Source organism: Halomonas sp. ND22Bw, from assembly GCF_003011945.1.
GTDB classification, from domain to species: domain Bacteria; phylum Pseudomonadota; class Gammaproteobacteria; order Pseudomonadales; family Halomonadaceae; genus Halomonas; species Halomonas halophila.
This window is the reverse complement of sequence record NZ_PXWD01000997.1, coordinates 1-267: the sequence shown is the minus strand read 5'-3', so window position 1 is coordinate 267 and position 267 is coordinate 1. Positions and strand designations below refer to the sequence as shown.

1 protein-coding gene is annotated in these 267 nt (G+C 54.7%); it reads left to right on the top strand.

From position 1 onward, the window contains the following. A partial coding sequence (locus CVH10_RS21160; protein WP_219924944.1) for a hypothetical protein occupies window positions 1-267 on the top strand: 267 nt, incomplete at both ends.

Sequence of the window (267 nt, the reverse complement as noted above, 5' to 3'; positions counted from 1 at the left end):
GAAGTTTCTACAGAAAGCCAGTGGAAGGAAACGCATTCCCCATTACAGGTTATTTTCCAGGGTAGTTTGCTGGAATCGGGCGGTCGCCCGGTGACGCGCCGCGCTGAGCAGGCTATCTGGCCTGCCGATGCATTGCCGGGGATCCGTCCGCAGTTCGCCTCGAAATCGGTTTACGATTATCGTACTGACAGCACGGTGAAACAGCCCATTGTTGATGAAGGCAGTAACGCCGCTTTTGACATCGTTTATAGCGATGCGCAAGGCGTG